The following is a 16,420-nucleotide window of genomic DNA, read 5'->3' as shown; positions in this document are numbered from 1 at the left end:
CTTCTGGAAGGCGCGGCGCTTCACACAATCGGGATGGCCGGCACAAGGCCGGCCATGACGAGAGGCGTTTCAGCCGTCACTCCGCCGCAATCGGCAGCGCCTGCGGATCAGCGCGGAACTTGACGAGGAGGTCGGCCTCCTCCGCCTTCGCGGCTTTCAGATTCCGCTCCTTCACGTGCCCGAAGCCACGGATTTTCTGCGGAATATTGGCGAGGCCAACCGCCGCAGCATGGTTGCCGGCATTCAGCTTCGCGACGATCTCCTCGATCAGCCCTTCGAACTCGCGGATGAGCTGACGCTCGGTGCGACGCTCGTGCGTGTAGCCGAAGACGTCGAGCGGCGTGCCTCGTAACGTCTTCAGGCCGGAGAGGACGCGGAACGCCTTCATCATCCACGGTCCGAAGCTCATCTTGCGCGGAAGGCCCGTGACCGGATCCTTGCGCGCCAGCAACGGCGGCGCGAGATGGAACTCGTAGCGCAGGTTTTCGCCCTCGAAGGCGGACGCGACCTGTTTCTCGAAATGGCCGTTCGTGTAGAGACGCGCCACCTCGTACTCGTCCTTGTACGCCATGAGCTTGAACAGCGAACGCACCACCGCGTCGGTGAGCGCGGTCGAGCCCGGCACGGCTTTGTCCTCTGCTGAACGGACACGCTCGATGATGCCCCGGTATCGTCGACCGTAACGCTTGCTCTGGTACTCGGAGAGAAACGCCACACGCCGCTCGATCACCTCGTCCAGTGTCTCGGACAACTTGCGCGATTCCGTCGGCGCCTTCAGCTCGCCCATCATGGCGGCGATCACCTCGGGCTCGGCAGCCGCGCGGCGCCCCCAGGTGAAGGCGGCAAGGTTCATCTTCACCGCCTCGCCGTTGAGCTCGATCGCCTTCTCGATGGCCGCCCCCGAGAGAGGAACGCGGCCGGCCTGATAGGCATAGCCCAGCATGAACATGTTGGCCGCGATGGCATTGCCGAGAAGTGCCGTGGCGATCGCCGTCGCGTCGACGAAGGACACGCCTTCCGTGCCCGCCGCCGACCTGATCGCGCGCTTCAGGCGCTCGGTCGGAAGAGAGAAATCGGCATTGCGGGTGAACTCGCCCGGCATGACCTCCGCCGTGTTCACCACGAGCGCGGTCTGCCCCTCCTTCACGGAGGCCAGCACCTTCTTGGTGCCCGTCACCACGAGGTCGCAGCCGAGCACGAGATGGGCCGATTCCGCGCTCACGCGGATGGCGTGGATATCGTCCTGGTTGTTGGCGAGCCGCACGTGGCTGTAGACCGCGCCACCCTTCTGGGCGAGGCCGGCCATGTCGATCATGCCGAGGCCCTTGCCCTCGAGATGCGCGGCCATGCCGAGGATCGCCCCGATGGTCACGACTCCCGTGCCCCCCACGCCCGTCACAATCACGTTGAAGGTGCGGTCGATCGCGGGGATCGCCGGATCGGGCAGCGGCTTGAACGTCATGCCGTCTGTCGAAACCGTCTCGGGAACCGCCTTCCTGATCTTGGCGCCGTGCACCGTCACGAAGGACGGGCAGAAGCCCTGCACACAGGAGAAATCCTTGTTGCAGTTCGACTGGTCGATCTGGCGCTTGCGGCCGAATTCGGTTTCCACCGGCTGCACGGCGACGCAGTTCGACTGCACCGAGCAGTCGCCGCAGGCTTCGCACACGAGATCGTTGATGATCACGCGCTTGTCCGGATCCGGAAACTCCCCGCGCTTACGACGGCGGCGCTTTTCGGACGCGCAGGTCTGGTCGTAGATCATCACCGTCACGCCGGGAACGTCCGCGAGCTGGCGCTGCACCGCATCGAGTTCGCTGCGGTGGTGGATCGTCATGCCCGCGGGCCAGCGGATCTCCTTCGGATATTTGTGCGGCTCGTCGGTGACGAGGGCGATGAGTTCGACGCCCTCCTCGCGCACTTGGCGCGCGATCATGTCGACGGTGAGCTTGCCTTCATGCGGCTGTCCGCCGGTCATGGCGACAGCATCGTTGAAGAGGATCTTGTAGGTAACGTTGGTCTTGGTGTGAACCGCCCAGCGCAGAGCCAGGACGCCCGAATGGTTGTAGGTGCCGTCGCCGAGGTTCTGGAACACGTGGCCGCGCTTCGAGAACGGCGCCTCGCCGATCCAGTTCGCGCCCTCGCCGCCCATCTGGGTGAAGCCCTCGGTGGAGCGGTCCATCCACTGCACCATGTAGTGGCAGCCGATGCCCGCATAGGCACGCATGCCTTCGGGGACCTTCGTCGAGGAATTGTGCGGGCAGCCGGAGCAGAAATGCGGCACGCGGGTCGCCACGTCGCCGGTCGTCGCCAGCACCTCCTGCGCATGGCGGAGCCGCGCCACGCGGCCGCGCAGATCGTCATTGTTGTGATAGGCGAGCAGCCGCTCGCCGATGACGATGGCGATGTCGTTGGGATCGAGCGAGCCCTTCACGGGGAAGAGCCAGCGGCCCTCCTCGTCCTTCTTGCCGATGCAGAGCGGCTGGTTGGCGGTGCCGTAGAGCTCCTCGCGCAGCTGCACCTCGATGAGGGAGCGCTTCTCCTCGACCACGATGACCTTGTCGAGGCCTCGTGCGAAATCCACGAGTTCGGCTTGAGACAGCGGCCAGGGGCACGCGACCTTGTAGAGCCGCAGGCCCATGTCGTTCGCCTTCACCTCGTCGAGGCCGAGCTCTTCGAGAGCCTGGCGCACGTCGAGATAGGACTTGCCGACCGTGATGATGCCGATCTTGGGATTGCGGCCGCCCGACAGGACGATGCGGTTGAGATTGTTGGCGTGCACGAACGCCAGCATGGCATCGCGCTTGAAGTCCTGAAGCCGGGCCTCCTGGTCGAGCACACCGTCGCGGTTGCGAATATTCAGGCCGCCCGGCGGCATGGTGAAATCATCGGGCAGGACGATCTTCACCCGGTCGAGCGACGCATCGACGGACGCGGTCGATTCGATGTTGTCCTTCACGCACTTGAAGGCGACCCAGGTGCCGCAGAATCGGCTCATGGCATAGCCGTAGAGGCCGTAATCGAGAATCTCCTGGACGCCCGCCGGGTTCAGGATCGGGATCATCACGTCGACGAAGTGGAATTCGGACTGGTGCGCGACGGTGGAGGATTCCGCCGTGTGATCGTCGCCCATCAGGGCGAGCACGCCACCGTGTCTGGAGGAGCCGGCCATGTTGGCGTGGCGGAACACGTCGCCGGATCGGTCGACGCCAGGCCCCTTGCCGTACCAGAGGCCGAACACGCCGTCATACCTGCCGTCGCCGCGGATCTCCGCCTGCTGGGAGCCCCAGACGGCGGTGGCCGCGAGTTCCTCGTTGAGACCGGGCTGGAAGACGATGTTGGAGGCTTCCAGCCATTTTCGGGCGCGCCAGAGATTTTGGTCGAGACCGCCGATGGGCGAGCCGCGATAGCCGGAAACGAAACCCGCCGTGCTGAGGCCCGCCAGCCTGTCCCGCTCTCGCTGCATGAGCAGCATGCGGACGACGGCCTGCGTACCGGTAATGAAAACGTGATCCTTGGAGAGATCGTATTTGTCGTCGAGCGTTACGTTGCGGAGCGCACCATGACCTTCGGCCATTACCCGTTTTCCTCCTGGAGCCTTCTGCCCCGCTGCCGGTGTCCGGTCTTCTTTTTGTGAATATGTCAGTAATGCTGACATATCTTCCGAGGGTCGTCAATCGAGCGCCTTCGTTTCGCCTCTGTTAACCACGACACCCTCATACCGCTTCCATGGTCCCGGCTCCCGGGGCGCACCGTTCCAGGGGCAACGCATGACACGCCATCTCGGACTGAAATCTGCCTTGGCGGCCTTGAGCATGGCTCTGGCCTCGCCGGCCCTTGCGCATCCTCACGTGTGGGTGACGGCCAGGGCCGAGGTCGTCTTCGCGCCCGACGGCAAGGTGACGGGCGTACGCCACCATTGGACCTTCGACGAGGCCTATACGGCTTACGTCACCCAGGGGCTCGACAAGGACAACGACGGCAAGCTGACGCCGGAAGAACTCCAGGAACTCGCGGATGAGAATGCCGCCTCCCTGAACGAGTTCAACTATTTCACCGTGCTCAAGGCCCGCGGCAAGCCGCAAAGCTTCGATTCGCCGCGTGAAGCCCGAATGACGATGGAGAAGAGCCAGGTCGCCATGTCCTTCCTCCTGCCGCTCAAGTCACCTGCGGCCCCTTCGGGCGCCGTGTCCATCGAGATCGAGGATCCGACCTTCTTCGTCTATTTCAGCCTCTCGGACGGCCAGGCGGCCATCTCGCTCGCCAACGCGCCGCAGGGCTGCGTAACGAGCATCGCCAAGGCCAAGCCGCTGGAGGCCCGCATGCAGCAGATCTTGCAGAACGAGGGGGCCATCCAGCCCCAGGATATCGGCATCGAATATTCCAACAGGGCCATCATCGCATGTCCCTGACGTCCGATACCCCTGCCTTTCCGACCGCAAATCGGACGCCGCTCGTGCGACGGCTCGGCCTGATGCTCGCAGCCGTCGCCATCATGGCCTTGGCCGTGGGGCTGATCGGCCTGTGGCTTGGTCCCGTGAACAAGCCGCCGCCGCACAATCCCTTCGGCATGGGCCTGCGCGAGGCGACGCCTTCGGGCAGCGTCGGCGCCTGGATCCTGTCCGTGCAATCCGGCTTCTACGCCAGCCTGCAGGCAGGCGTGCGCGAGATGAAGGAGAACGGCTCCGCCCTGTTCTCCCTCCTGCTCGTCGGCTTCGCCTATGGAGTCTTCCATGCGGCCGGACCCGGTCACGGCAAGGGCGTGATCTCGGCCTATCTCGTGGCCGACGACAAGGCGCTGCGGAAAGGCTTCGCCTTGAGTCTTGCGGCCGCCCTCGTGCAGGCGCTGGTCGCCATCGGCATCGTTTCCCTCGTGAACCTCGCGTTGCGTGCCACGGCCGCCACCATGAACAAGCTCGCCATGAACGTGGAGCTGGCAAGCTTCGTCGCCGTGGCCCTGCTCGGCGCCGTCATCACCTGGCGCAAGGCCGGCAAGGTGCTGGGCGTCATGGCGCTGGCGCGCAATCCCCATGCCCCCGTGCAGGAGGATTGCGACCACGTCCACATGCCGCCTCCGCAGGAGCTCAGCCGCCTGACCCGCTGGCGCGACATGGCCGGGGTGGCGATCGCCGCCGGTATCCGGCCCTGCGCGGGCGCCCTCATCGTCCTGGTCTTCGCCCTGTCGCAGGGCCTCTTTGCAGCCGGCATCGCGGCGACTTTCGCCATGGCGCTCGGCACTGCCCTCACAACCGGCGCCATCGCGGCGCTTGCGGTCTTCTTCAAGGCGATGGCCCTGCGGGTCGCCGGCGGGCGCGGAGGCTCGGGGGCGATTGCCATCGCGGGCCTCGAACTCCTGGCCGCAGCCTTCGTGCTGGTCCTGGGCGTGAGCCTCCTCTACGGGCTCTGGTCAGGTTAGAGCCCCAACGACCCGCCGTCCGAGCGCGGATCGTGCACGGCCTCGACGCGCCCGTTGCGCGGGTGCTTCACCAGCATGCCCGCATGGCCGAAGCGTCCGGAATAGGCCTCGTCCATCTCCTCGATGCGATGGCCGAGCCGCGAGAGGCCGCGGATCAGGCCGGGGTCGAAATGGCTCTCCAGCTTCAACACGGCCTCGCGCTCGCGTGGCCGTGCATCGAGGAGCCAGCGCGGCGCCTCCACGGCGTCCGCCAATCCCATGCCGGCTTCTGCGTAACGCGAAAAGATCTGGCTGAGGAACTGAGGCTGGGTCTCGCCACCCATCGCCCCGAAGGACAGCACCCGCCCATCGTCGAACACGGCCATGGCCGGATTGAGGGAATGCAGCGGCCGGTGGCCGGGCTCCAGCCGGTTGCGGCTCGCGGGATCGAGCGAGAAGGCCGTGCCGCGATTGTGCCAGAGGATTCCCGTCGCCGGGAGCAGGCAGCCGGAGCCATAGGCCCAGAACACGGACTGGATATAGGACACCGCGAGCCCGTCGCGGTCGATGGCCCCCATCCAGATCGTGTCCCCGTCGATGGGACGCGGCAGCGGAAAGGAGGCGGCCCGCTTCATGTCGATGAGGGCGGCCTCCCTCTCCAGCGCCTGGGGCGTCAGGAAGGAGCCCGGGTCGTGAGCGAGGTTGCGTGGGTCCGCGACCACCCGATCGCGCAGGGAGAAGGCGCGCTTCGCGGCCTCGATGAGGGCGTGATGATGCTCCGGCGTCTCGGCCCGAAGCCCCTTGAGGCGCTCGACCATGCCGAGGATCAGCAGGGTGGCCAGTCCCTGGCTCGGCGGCGGCAGATTGTAGACGGTGGAGGTCTGGAGCCTGACCGACAGGGGCTCCACGACACGGGCGCGATAGGTCTCCAGGTCGCGGCGTGCGATAGGGCTGCCGATCCGCTCCAGATCGAGGGCGATCTCCCGCCCCACATCGCCGCGGTAGAAATCGGCCAGGCCCGCATGGGCGAGCTGCTCCAGAGTGTCGGCGAGGCGCGGCGTCCGCCTCTGCGTCCCCTCCGCCGCTCTCCGGCCGTCGACCAGAAAGGCCTCGGCAAAACCGGGAACCTCATAGAGGGCGGCTTCCTCGCCGGTCACGAACCGCTCTTCGGAGCGGGAGACCGGGTATCCGTCGCGGGCATGGCGAATGGCATCTCCCAGCAGCAGATCGAGCGGCATCTGCCCGCCGAGCGCTTTGGCAAGCTCCAGGGCCAGCCCCCATCCGCTGACCGCACCCGCCACGGTGAGCGCCGAATCCGGCCCGCGCGCCGGGACGGCGTCATAGCCCTTCTCCCGGTACCGTTTGACGGTCGCGAGCGAGCCCGCCGGTCCCGAAGCATCGAGCGCATGAATGCGCCCTCTCGGCTCGCGCACGAGCCAGAACCCGTCGCCGCCGATGCCATTCATGTGCGGATAGACCACCGCAATGGTAGCCGCCATGGCCACCATGGCCTCAACGGCATTGCCGCCCGCCGCAAGGATGGTCTGGCCGGTCTCGGCGGCGAGCCTGTGGGGAGCCGCGACGGCGGCTGTCGAGAAGACGGGAGTTTCAGCCATGGTCTCTTGAATGTGAGGCGCGACAGAATGAGATTCGAGGAGAACTTGCACCGGAGGGGTCGTTTAGGGTAGTCCCATCCGCAGGCGCATCGTGCGGAAAAGTGGATCCGGTTTTCCGCATCCAACGATGCACCAGTTAAAAATGAGCATCGGATTGATCCCAAAAGTGCAAATCCACTTTTGGGTCCGGTGCTTTAGAAAGAAGTGAGGCAAAAGTGGCTCAGGCGAAAAGCACCAACTGGCGCAACGTGATCACCATCATGAGCATCATGGTTCTGGTCGGCGCGGAGGTTTTCGGCGTCGCCATTGCCGCCGGCTGGGCCATCGCCGGCCTGTTCGAACTCGGAGACCACGTCGGCTACGCCCTCATGGTCCTGTTCAGCCTGTTCGCCATCTATGTGCTCGTCCATCTCTGGCGCCGCTGCATCGCCGCCGAGCCGTTGACGGGGCGGGCTTAAGACCCCTCGCACGCCTTCATGACGATCGGATCGGCTTCAGGCGGTACATAGGCCTCCATCGGGCGGCATTGGCCCGCAATGCAGATCCGCCAATCCGCCGTCGCGCCCGAGCGGCGCATGATCACCTGTTCCTGCGGCGGCAGGCTCGGCTTCCACGACCAGACACCGTTGGCGAATTTGGCCTCCGGCGGCGGCTCCATCCCGGCGCCCGACCCGCGCACCCGCGCCTCGACGAGTTCGAGCCCCGCCGGCGTCGAGCGCCAATCCTCCTCCCAGACGATCTTTTCGACCGAATGCGTCCAGGCGAGCGTGATCGCGCCCGCCATCAGGGGCGCGACCGCCGAGCCGGCGAGAAGGCAGATCATCAACCGACGGCGGGTGTGGCGACCCGGCGCGTCTGCCAGACGTGGAACCCGACGAAAAGGGCCGAGAGCAGGAAGCCGATTTCATCGGTGAGCGGGATCGCCGCCACGAGGAAGGCCGCTGCCACCGCGGCCGAGAGCCGCTCCCACCAGACGAGGGGCTTGAGGAAATAGCCCACGGAGGCCACGCCCCAGAGCAACATCGCGAGCGAAGCCTTGATGACGATGTACGCCACTGCGAGCCAGTAGCCAGCTCCCTCGAGACCCGGCACCGGCTGCAGCATCAGGGTGGGGTCGTAAACGGCCATATAGGGAATGACGAAGCCCGGCAGCGCGATCCGGACGGCCTGAATGCCGATCTTGAGCCCCGATTCCTTCGCCATGGGCGCCGCCGCGAAAGCCGCCAGTGCCACCGGTGGCGTCAGGTCGGCCATGATGCCGAAATAGAAGACGAACATATGCGACACGATGAGCGGCACATCGAGCTGCAGCAGGATGGGGGCCGCGAGCGACGACGTGATGATGTAGTTTGGGATCGTCGGGATGCCCATGCCGAGGATCAGGCTGAAGATCATGGTGAGCACGAGGGCGGCGAAGATGTTCTCCTTGCCGATGGAGATCATCCAGGTCCCGACGATGGTGCCGAGGCCCGTGAGCGTCATGGTGCCGATCACGATCCCGACCACGGCGCAAGCCAGGCCCACGGGCAGCGCCTGACGCGCACCGTCTGCCATGGCGTCGACGCAGGCCTGCAGCGTCGTGCGCCCCCGGCCGGAAAACGCGTTCCACAGGGACAGGGCCGCGACGACGAGAACGACGAGCGTCACGGTCGAAGCAAGCGAATAGGCCGACACCAATGCCAGCCCGACCCAGAATGCGATGCGCAGAGCCGGAACCGCCAGCCCCGCCGCAATCGCCGTGCCGAGAATGAGCGCCACGGTGAGCGACAGCCCCACGGCCCCGGCAAAGAGAGGCGTGTAACCGGTGAAGAGCAGATAAACGAGGACGCCGAGCGGCGCGATGAGGAACCACTTCGACTTCAGCTCGGCCCAGGCGCTTGGCAGTTCGTTCTTCGGAAGGCCGCGCAGGTTGTGCTTGCCGGCCTCCAGATGCACCGCGAGATAGCAGGCCGCGAAATAGAGAATGGCCGGAATGATCGCTGCCTCGACGATCTTCGAATAGGGCACGTCGATGGTCTCGGCCATGATGAAGGCGACGGCGCCCATGACCGGCGGCATGATCTGGCCGCCCATTGACGAGGTCGCCTCGACGCCGCCGGCGAACGCGGAAGGGAAGCCGAAGCGCTTCATCAAGGGGATCGTGAACTGCCCCGAGGCCACCACGTTGGCCACGCCCGAGCCCGAGACCGTTCCCATGAGAGCGGAGGAGGCCACGCAGACCTTGCCCGGTCCGCCCTGCTTGTCGCCGAAGACTGCCATCGAGATGTCGTTGAAGAAGTCGATGACGCCGGCCTTCTCCATGAAGGCCCCGAACAGGATGAACAGGAAGATGTAGGTCGCCGAAACGAGCGTCGGCGTGCCATAGATCCCTTCCGTTCCGAACGACATGTGCTCGATCACCTGCTCGAGCGAGTAGCCGCGGTGATCGAAAGGAGCCGGCAGGTAATGTCCGAACAGGCAATAGGCCAGGAACAGGCAGGCCACGATTGGAAGTGCCGGCCCCATGACGCGCCAGACCAGATAGATCAGGATCGCGAGCGCGGCGATGCCGACGACGAGATCGAGCGTGGTGAGCTCGCCCGCGCGAATGACGAGCTCCTCATAGAGCGCCCAATGGTACAATCCCACCAGGAAGCTTGCGATACCCACGATCCAGCCGATGGCGCGCAGGGAGGACGAGCCGGATCGGTGATTGGCGATCATCGCGCCTGCCACGAGGCACAGGAAGCCCACATGGATCGTGCGCACGACCTGGCTCGGCATGCTGCCGCCGAACCAGAGGACGAGCCCGAACGCGCCGGCAATCGCGATCCAGGCGAGAGCGCCGTCGAGCATGCCGCGACGGCGCACGGCGAGCCCGACCAGCCATGCCGCCCAGGCCACCATCGTGACGGCCCACAGATGTGTGAGGCTTAAGGACGCAATGAAGGGCTGGTCGAGAGGAATGCCGAAGGAGGTGATGATCTGGAACGTGGAGAACGAGACGGCGATCCAGAACAGGAGCCGCCCGGCAAAGCCTTCGCCGAAGCTCTCCGGCAGGCCGTGTTCCGGGTTCACGCTTTCGGACGGCGCCTCCATCTGGGCGAGTTCGGAATTGTTCACACCCTGGCTCATGGCGCAGCGTCTCCTCGATGCTTGTTCTTCATTCTCATAAGAAAGGCCGGAGCAGTTCACCTGCCCCGGCCTGGATGTAAATCAGCCGAAGGGTTTAGGAGCCTTATTTCTTCACGCCCTTCTCGTCGAAATAGCGCTGCGCGCCCGGATGCATCGGAACGGGCATGCCGGAGAGCGCGCTCTCGAGCTTGATGTCCTTGGCGGCGGCATGCGCCGCGGCGAGATCAGGCAGGCTCTCGTAGATCGCCTTGGTCATCTGGTAGACGGTTTCGTCCTTCACGCCGGAATGGGTGACGAGGTAGTTGACCACGGCGGCCGTCTGTACGGGAGCGGTCTGGCCCCCATAGGTGTTGGCCGGAATCGTCGCCTTCACATAGGGCGTGCCCACCTTGTCCACGACGCTGGCGGGAATCTCCACGACGACGATCGGCACCGAGGTTGCGAGGTCGCGGATCGACGAGACACCGAGACCGGCCGATTGCAGGGTGGCGTCGAGCTGGCGGTTCTTCATCAGCTCGACCGATTCGCCGAAGGGCAGGTATTCGACCTTGCCGAGATCCTTGTAGGTCAGGCCCGCGCCCTGGAGGATCGCCCGGGCATTGAGTTCGGTGCCGGATTTCGGCGCGCCGACCGAGAGGCGCTTGCCCTTGAGATCCGCGAGCGACTTGATGCCGGATTCCTGCGTGGCCACGATCTGGATATAGTTCGGATAAATGGCCGTAATGCCGCGCAGCTTGTCGAGCTTGCTCTTGAATCCGGCTTCTTCGTCGCCCGCCCAGCCCATGGCAAGGCTGTCGCCGAGCGTGAAGCCGATCTCGCCCTTGCCCTGCTGCAGGAGAGTGAGGTTTTCCACCGATGCCTTCGTGGCCTGGACCGACGGGCGGGCGCCCTGGACCTTGTCCGTGAAGACCTTGGAGAGAGCGACGCCCAGCGGATAATAGACGCCCGAGGTGCCACCGGTCAGGACATTGATGAAATCCTGGGCCTGGGCGGGAACGCTGGCGCCCGCAAGCGCAAGTGCTGCCGCTGCGCCGACGACGCGGCGCATGACTGTTCGATACATGGCGTACTCCCTATCTGACGGCGTAGTTATCGCTACGCCTGTGTGTGGGCTAACTTTGCCCGCTGACGAAGATTTCTCAAGAGGCTAAGAGGGACTTAATCCTGCCACCTTGGTCGGTAGGGGTGCGTCCTTCCACAGACACATGCGCTCATCCATGATCAATCGCCGCCGCTTCCTCCAAACCGCAACCGCGACCGCCGCCCTCGCCGCGCAGGGCTTTTCAGGGGCAGCCCTGGCCCAGCAGGGCCTGAAAATGGGGATCCCCTCCCCCTTCTCGTTCGACGACCTGAAGAAGCGGGCGCAGGACATGGCGCGCTCGCCCTATGTGGCGCCGCAGAGCCCCTCCCCCGAGGTGCTGGCCCAGATCGACTACGACGCCCATGGCAAGATCCGGTTCAAGACCGATCTGGCGCTCTGGGCCAACGGCCCCAGCGAGTTCCCCGTCACCTTCTTCCACATGGGACGCTTCTTTCAGAAGCCGGTGCGCATGCACGTGGTCGAGGGCGGGCAGGAACGCGAGATCATCTACGACAGCGATTACTTCGACATGCCGGCGGATTCGCCGGCCCGGAAGCTGCCGGACAATTCGGGCTTTGCCGGCTTCCGGTTCCAGGAGGCCCGCAACGGCAAGCTCGACTGGAGGAAGAACGACTGGGTGGCCTTCCTCGGCGCCTCCTATTTCCGGGCGATCGGCGAACTCTACCAGTACGGCCTCTCCGCCCGCGGCCTTGCCGTGGACGTGGCCGTCTTCGGGAAGAACGAGGAATTCCCCGACTTCACCCATGTCTATTTCGAGACCCCGAAGCCGGGCCAGGATACGGTCACGGTCTATGCCCTGCTCGACGGACCGAGCGTCGCCGGCGCCTACCGCTTCGTCATGCAGCGGGCGGCCGCCGTCATCATGGACATCGATGCCGCCGTCTTCATGCGCCAGGACGTGAGCCGCCTCGGCCTCGCGCCCCTGACTTCCATGTACTGGTACTCGGAGAAGTCGAAGACCACCGCCATCGACTGGCGCCCGGAAATCCACGATTCGGACGGGCTTGCCATGTGGACCGGCACCGGCGAGCGGATCTGGCGTCCGCTCAACAACCCGCCGCGCATCCTCACCTCGGCCTTCGCGGACGAGAATCCCAAGGGGTTCGGCCTGCTCCAGCGCGACCGGAACTTCGACCATTACCTCGACGGCGTCTATTACGACCGCCGCCCGTCGCTCTGGATCGAGCCGCAGGGCACCTGGGGCCGGGGCTCCATCCAGCTCGTCGAGATCCCGACCGACGACGAAATCCACGACAACATCGTGACCATGTGGGTGCCGGCGGACCCTGTGCGTGCAGGCCAGGCCATCGAGCTGCGCTACCGGATGCACTGGTCGGCGGAGGAGCCTTATCCGACCCCGCTCGCCCGCGTGGTCGCCACCCGTCTCGGAAATGGCGGGCAGGCCGGCACCATCCGGCCGAAGGGCGTGCGCAAGTTCATGGTGGAGTTCCTCGGCGAGCCCCTCACCAAGCTGCCGAACGGCGTGATCCCCAGGCCCGTCCTCAGCGCCTCCCGGGGCGAGTTCTCGAACATCCTCACGGAGGCGGTTCCCAACAACGTGCCCGGCCACTGGCGCACCCAGTTCGACCTCACCGTGACAGGAACCGAACCGGTGGAGATGCGCTGCTACCTGCGCAACGAGAACGAGGTCCTGAGCGAAACCTGGCTCTACCAGTACCATCCGACGTTCTGAGATATCTCCATATAAACCATATGGTTGATGGGGGCGTATAAAATACTATACGCCCCTGGAAATGACGGGCGATCCGGTCTATGTAGAGGCCATGTCGCATGGCCATCACCACCATCATCATTCCCAAGAGCATCGGGCGGTTGCCGCCGCTCCGACCTTCTCGCTCCTGCGTCTCTCGGTCGGGCAGCGTCTAGCTGGAACAGCCGTCGTGCTGGCGGGGTTATGGGTGCTGGTCCTTGGCGTGATGGGATAACGCATGTCCGCAACATCGGCCGCCGTCCGCTTCGATGAGGTGACCCTGGGCTACGGCCGCAGGCCCGCCGTGCACCATCTCGACGGAGAGATCGCGGCCGGCTGCCTGATGGCCGTCGTCGGACCCAACGGGGCCGGAAAGTCCACCCTGCTCAAGGGCATCGTCGGCACGCTCAAGCCCCTCGAAGGGCATATCCGTTGCCATGCCTCCCCCGGCATCGCCTATCTGCCCCAGGCCGCCGAGATCGACCGGTCGTTTCCGCTCTCCGTGTACGACCTCGTCGCCATGGGCCTCTGGTCCCGATCCGGCCTTTTCGGCGGCATCTCCCGGCAGGACCGCGCCCGGATCGATGAGGCGCTGGCAGCCGTGGGGCTGACCGGCTTCGAGCGGCGCCCGATCTCGACCCTGTCGGGCGGGCAGATGCAGCGGGCGCTCTTCGCGCGCCTTCTCCTCCAGGATGCCCCCGTGATCCTGCTCGACGAGCCGTTCACGGCCATCGACGCGAAGACGACGGCCGACCTGCTCGACCTGGTGCGCCGCTGGCATGCCGAATCCCGCACCGTCATTGCCGTGCTGCACGATCTCGACATGGTCAAGCGGACCTTCCCGCAGACGCTGCTGATCGCCCGCGAGCCGGTGGCCTGGGGCGAGACGACGGACGTGTTGAATCCCGAGAATCTCCTGAAGGCCCGCCGCATGGTCGAGGCCTACGATCCGCACGCGGACGTCTGCCACCGCAAGGTCGCGTGAGGGATCCCGTCCATGCTCGATCTGTTCTACACGCCGTTTTCCGAATTCGAGTTCATGCAGCGCGCCCTCGTGGGCGTGATCGCCATCGCGCTCGGCGGCGGGCCGGTCGGTGTCTTCCTGATGCTGCGCCGCATGAGCCTGACCGGCGATGCCATGGCTCACGCGATCCTGCCCGGAGCGGCCGTGGGCTATCTCGTGGCCGGCCTCTCGCTTCCCGCCATGACCATCGGCGGATTGTTCGCGGGCGTCATCGTCGCGGTTGCGGCGGGCCTCGTTTCCCGCTTCACCTCGCTGAAGGAAGATGCCTCGCTGGCGGCCTTCTACCTGCTGTCCCTGGCGCTCGGCGTCACCATCGTGTCGCTGCGCGGCTCGAATGTCGACCTGCTCCACGTGCTGTTCGGCACCGTCCTGGCGCTCGACGACAGCACCCTGCTGCTGCTCGCCTCCATCTCGACCATCACGGTTCTCGCCCTCGCGGTGCTCTACCGGCCGCTGGTGCTCGAATGCGTGGATCCCATCTTCCTGCGCTCCGTGAGCCGTGCCGGCACGCCGACGCACCTGATCTTTCTCGGGCTCGTCGTGATGAACCTCGTCGGGGGCTTTCATGCGCTCGGCACCCTGCTGGCCGTCGGCATGATGATGCTGCCCGCCGCGGCCTCGCGCTTCTGGACCAGCGACATCACCATGATGATGCTGGTCTCCATCGTCATCGGCATCCTGTCCGGATTGAGCGGCCTCCTGCTCTCCTTCCATGCGGAACTGCCCGCGGGACCGGCGATCATCCTCTCGGCCGGCGCCGTCTACGTGATCTCCCTCGTGCTCGGGCGCGAGGGCGGCCTGCTGTGGCTCGCATGGCCCGGCAGGCACCTGGAAGCCTGACCTCCTGCATCAAGGATCAAGACCCATGCTGACGCGAAGAGCTGCCGTATCCCTTCTGGCAGGATGCCTCGCCCTTGCCGCCTCGCCGCTGCCGGCGGCGGCACAGAATGCCGACAGGCTGAAGGTGGTGGCGACCTTCTCGATCCTCGGCGACATGGTGCGCCATGTCGGCGGCGAGCGCGTCGAGGTGACGACCCTCGTCGGCCCGAACGGCGACGCGCATGTCTATTCCCCGACGCCCGCCGACGGGCGGCGCCTGACCGAAGCCACGGTCGTCTTCACCAATGGCCTGAAGTTCGAGGGCTGGATCGACCGCCTCGTGAAATCCTCCGGCACGAAAGCCGTGAAGATCGAAGCCGCCAAGGGCGTCAAGGCTCTTCAGAGCGACGATGACGGCCATGACCATGGACATGATCACGGCGGCGCCGATCCCCATGCCTGGCAGAGCATCGGCAATGCCAAGATCTACGTGGCCAATATCCGTGATGCCCTGATCGCTGCGGATGAAGCCGGTCGGGCAACCTACGAAGCCAATGCCGCAGCCTATCTCAAGCAGCTCGATGAGCTGGACGCCGAGGTGAAAGGCCTCGTCGCCAAGATCCCGCCTGAACGCCGCAGGATCATCACCTCCCATGACGCCTTCCGCTATTTCGAGGCCGCCTACGGCATCGACTTCGTCGCCCCCCAGGGCGTCTCGACCGAGTCGGAAGCCTCCGCCAAGGACGTGGCCCGGATCATCCAGCAGATCAAGCGCGAGAAGATTTCAGCCGTCTTCGTGGAGAACGTCTCCGACGCCCGCCTGATGGAGCGCATCGCCAAGGAAACCGGCGCGAAGATCGGAGAACGGGTCTATTCCGACGCGCTCTCGGACGAGAGCGGCCCCGCTGCCACTTACATTGACATGATGAGACACAATATAAGGGCTTTCAGCGCGGCCCTTTCGAGCTGATCAACCACCCTCCCCGCTCGTGGGAGATGAAAGTTGCGGATTATCGCGATGACCGACAAGATTCCCGTCACCGTCCTCACAGGCTATCTGGGCGCCGGCAAGACCACCCTTCTCAACCGCATCCTCACCGAGCAGCACGGCAAGAAATACGCCGTGATCGTCAACGAGTTCGGCGAGATCGGCATCGACAACGAACTCGTCGTCGGCGCCGACGAGGAAGTGTTCGAGATGAACAACGGGTGCATCTGCTGCACCGTGCGCGGCGACCTGATCCGCATTCTCGACGGGTTGATGAAGCGCAAGGGCAAGTTCGACGCCATCATCGTCGAGACCACCGGCCTCGCGGACCCCGCTCCGGTGGCCCAGACCTTCTTCATGGACCAGGATGTGTCCGACACCGCCCGCCTCGACGCCGTGGTGACGGTCGCCGACGCCAAGTGGCTCTCCGACCGGCTGAAGGACGCGCCGGAGGCGAAGAACCAGATCGCCTTCGCGGACGTGATCATCCTCAACAAGATCGATCTCGTGAACGAGGCAGAGCTGAACGAGGTCGAGGCGCGCATCCGCGCCATCAACCCCTACGCCAAGGTCCACCGCACCCAGAACTGCGCCATCCCGATCTCGGAAGTGCTCGACCGCAAGGCCTTCGATCTCGACCGGATCATCGAG

General features: G+C 65.3%; 14 protein-coding genes. 9 read left to right on the top strand and 5 right to left on the bottom strand.

Features of this window, described 5'->3' with window-relative positions; genetic code table 11:
- Positions 1-76: 76 nt before the first annotated feature.
- Positions 77-3,577: an indolepyruvate ferredoxin oxidoreductase family protein gene (locus tag DDF70_RS19115; protein ID WP_114946441.1), complete on the bottom strand. Its 3,501-nt coding sequence runs from the start codon at positions 3,575-3,577 to the stop codon at positions 77-79.
- 193 nt (positions 3,578-3,770) lie between these two features.
- On the opposite strand from DDF70_RS19115, the gene DDF70_RS19110 reads away from it, so the two are divergent.
- Both DDF70_RS19110 and DDF70_RS19105 read left to right on the top strand, forming a co-directional pair.
- On the top strand, positions 3,771-4,412 hold the full coding sequence (locus DDF70_RS19110; RefSeq protein ID WP_114946440.1) for a DUF1007 family protein: 642 nt from the start codon (positions 3,771-3,773) through the stop codon (positions 4,410-4,412).
- Positions 4,403-5,416 carry a nickel/cobalt transporter gene (locus DDF70_RS19105; protein WP_114946439.1) on the top strand — a complete coding sequence of 338 codons (1,014 nt, stop codon included), beginning with the start codon at positions 4,403-4,405 and terminating at the stop codon, positions 5,414-5,416. The genes DDF70_RS19110 and DDF70_RS19105 overlap by 10 nt, the downstream gene beginning before the upstream one ends.
- Here DDF70_RS19105 and DDF70_RS19100 read toward each other — a convergent pair.
- Positions 5,413-7,011, bottom strand: coding sequence for a gamma-glutamyltransferase family protein (locus DDF70_RS19100; protein ID WP_114946438.1), 1,599 nt, complete (start codon positions 7,009-7,011; stop codon positions 5,413-5,415). The two genes, DDF70_RS19105 and DDF70_RS19100, sit on opposite strands and share 4 nt — an antisense overlap.
- 260 nt (positions 7,012-7,271) lie before the next feature.
- Here DDF70_RS19100 and DDF70_RS19095 point away from each other — a divergent pair, with 260 nt between their 5' ends.
- Complete coding sequence (locus tag DDF70_RS19095; protein ID WP_114946475.1) at positions 7,272-7,469, top strand: hypothetical protein; 198 nt, start codon at positions 7,272-7,274, stop codon at positions 7,467-7,469.
- Here DDF70_RS19095 and DDF70_RS19090 read toward each other — a convergent pair.
- The 3 genes from DDF70_RS19090 to DDF70_RS19080 form a co-directional block, all read right to left on the bottom strand.
- The gene (locus DDF70_RS19090; RefSeq protein WP_114946437.1) at positions 7,466-7,834 is read right to left on the bottom strand and encodes a DUF1850 domain-containing protein; all 369 of its coding nucleotides are present in this window, start codon (positions 7,832-7,834) and stop codon (positions 7,466-7,468) included. The two genes, DDF70_RS19095 and DDF70_RS19090, sit on opposite strands and share 4 nt — an antisense overlap.
- Entirely contained in the window at positions 7,834-10,125 is a 2,292-nt protein-coding gene (locus DDF70_RS19085; protein ID WP_114946436.1) for a TRAP transporter permease, read from the bottom strand. The genes DDF70_RS19090 and DDF70_RS19085 overlap by 1 nt, the downstream gene beginning before the upstream one ends.
- Positions 10,126-10,228: 103 nt before the next feature.
- Positions 10,229-11,173, bottom strand: coding sequence for a TAXI family TRAP transporter solute-binding subunit (locus DDF70_RS19080; RefSeq protein ID WP_162820503.1), 945 nt, complete (start codon positions 11,171-11,173; stop codon positions 10,229-10,231).
- Between the two features lie 169 nt (positions 11,174-11,342).
- Here DDF70_RS19080 and DDF70_RS19075 point away from each other — a divergent pair, with 169 nt between their 5' ends.
- The 6 genes from DDF70_RS19075 to DDF70_RS19050 all read left to right on the top strand — a co-directional run.
- The gene (locus DDF70_RS19075; protein ID WP_114946434.1) at positions 11,343-12,920 is read left to right on the top strand and encodes an OpgD/OpgG family glucan biosynthesis protein; all 1,578 of its coding nucleotides are present in this window, start codon (positions 11,343-11,345) and stop codon (positions 12,918-12,920) included.
- Positions 12,921-12,981: 61 nt separating this feature from the next.
- Complete coding sequence (locus tag DDF70_RS19070; RefSeq protein WP_114946433.1) at positions 12,982-13,173, top strand: hypothetical protein; 192 nt, start codon at positions 12,982-12,984, stop codon at positions 13,171-13,173.
- Positions 13,174-13,176: 3 nt separating this feature from the next.
- Positions 13,177-13,923, top strand: coding sequence for a zinc ABC transporter ATP-binding protein AztA (gene aztA, locus DDF70_RS19065; protein WP_114946432.1), 747 nt, complete (start codon positions 13,177-13,179; stop codon positions 13,921-13,923).
- A gap of 12 nt (positions 13,924-13,935) precedes the next feature.
- Positions 13,936-14,802, top strand: coding sequence for a metal ABC transporter permease (locus tag DDF70_RS19060; RefSeq protein WP_114946431.1), 867 nt, complete (start codon positions 13,936-13,938; stop codon positions 14,800-14,802).
- A 25-nt stretch (positions 14,803-14,827) separates the two neighbouring features.
- Positions 14,828-15,751 (top strand): metal ABC transporter substrate-binding protein, encoded by a 924-nt coding sequence (locus DDF70_RS19055; RefSeq protein WP_114946430.1) that lies wholly within the window; start codon positions 14,828-14,830, stop codon positions 15,749-15,751.
- 48 nt (positions 15,752-15,799) lie between these two features.
- A partial coding sequence (locus DDF70_RS19050) for a CobW family GTP-binding protein (RefSeq protein WP_162820500.1) occupies positions 15,800-16,420 on the top strand: 621 nt, incomplete at its 3' end.

This window comes from Microvirga calopogonii (genome assembly GCF_003347665.1).
In the GTDB taxonomy this organism is placed as follows: domain Bacteria; phylum Pseudomonadota; class Alphaproteobacteria; order Rhizobiales; family Beijerinckiaceae; genus Microvirga; species Microvirga calopogonii.
The sequence above is the reverse complement of the archived record's forward strand: the minus strand, read 5'-3'. Positions and strand labels throughout refer to the sequence as shown.

Coding starts and splice junctions, on each gene's coding strand:
- DDF70_RS19095 (WP_114946475.1), top strand. CDS start 7,272: ATGAGCATCATGGTTCTGGTCGGCGCGGAGGTTTTCGGCGTCGCCATT.
- DDF70_RS19055 (WP_114946430.1), top strand. CDS start 14,828: ATGCTGACGCGAAGAGCTGCCGTATCCCTTCTGGCAGGATGCCTCGCC.
- DDF70_RS19085 (WP_114946436.1), bottom strand. CDS start 10,125: ATGAGCCAGGGTGTGAACAATTCCGAACTCGCCCAGATGGAGGCGCCG.
- DDF70_RS19060 (WP_114946431.1), top strand. CDS start 13,936: ATGCTCGATCTGTTCTACACGCCGTTTTCCGAATTCGAGTTCATGCAG.
- DDF70_RS19115 (WP_114946441.1), bottom strand. CDS start 3,577: ATGGCCGAAGGTCATGGTGCGCTCCGCAACGTAACGCTCGACGACAAA.
- DDF70_RS19070 (WP_114946433.1), top strand. CDS start 12,982: ATGACGGGCGATCCGGTCTATGTAGAGGCCATGTCGCATGGCCATCAC.
- aztA (WP_114946432.1), top strand. CDS start 13,177: ATGTCCGCAACATCGGCCGCCGTCCGCTTCGATGAGGTGACCCTGGGC.
- DDF70_RS19075 (WP_114946434.1), top strand. CDS start 11,343: ATGATCAATCGCCGCCGCTTCCTCCAAACCGCAACCGCGACCGCCGCC.
- DDF70_RS19105 (WP_114946439.1), top strand. CDS start 4,403: ATGTCCCTGACGTCCGATACCCCTGCCTTTCCGACCGCAAATCGGACG.
- DDF70_RS19090 (WP_114946437.1), bottom strand. CDS start 7,834: ATGATCTGCCTTCTCGCCGGCTCGGCGGTCGCGCCCCTGATGGCGGGC.
- DDF70_RS19080 (WP_162820503.1), bottom strand. CDS start 11,173: ATGCGCCGCGTCGTCGGCGCAGCGGCAGCACTTGCGCTTGCGGGCGCC.
- DDF70_RS19110 (WP_114946440.1), top strand. CDS start 3,771: ATGACACGCCATCTCGGACTGAAATCTGCCTTGGCGGCCTTGAGCATG.
- DDF70_RS19100 (WP_114946438.1), bottom strand. CDS start 7,011: ATGGCTGAAACTCCCGTCTTCTCGACAGCCGCCGTCGCGGCTCCCCAC.